The following is a 384-nucleotide window of genomic DNA, read 5'->3' on the forward strand; positions in this document are numbered from 1 at the left end:
CATGAGCTCACCCGTAGTAGGACTCAACTTCCTTTGCAAACTTTTCTATAGCATCACCAACCGTTGTAATCTCAACTTCAATTTCTTCCTTTTCTAAGGCTTCTTTGACTTTCTTTAGTTCTTCTTCCCATTCCTTCATGAAACCTTTATCTTTTCCTATGAATACCTTCTTCGGATTGAGAAGCTCCTTAAATTCAAGGATTCTTGATACTAATGCTTCTGCGTCAAACTTTATCCCTCCTTTATCTTCGTACACTATGTTGCCAATGAGTGGATTTATGCCTCCATCAAACATTGCAAGAACTACGAATTTGGGTGTTACATCCGTTAGGTATTGTGTTTGTTTTGCTCCACCGAAAATATAACGGAGAGCTTTGATTGTTT

The 384-nt window shown here is 38.0% G+C and carries 1 pseudogene; it reads right to left on the reverse strand.

The features are described from left to right. Nucleotides 1-7: 7 nt before the first annotated feature. Nucleotides 8-384 (reverse strand): annotated as a pseudogene (locus E3E26_RS11050) (type I-B CRISPR-associated protein Cas7/Cst2/DevR); the annotation flags it as partial.

The organism is Thermococcus sp. LS1, from assembly GCF_012027395.1.
Taxonomy (GTDB): Archaea; Methanobacteriota_B; Thermococci; order Thermococcales; family Thermococcaceae; genus Thermococcus.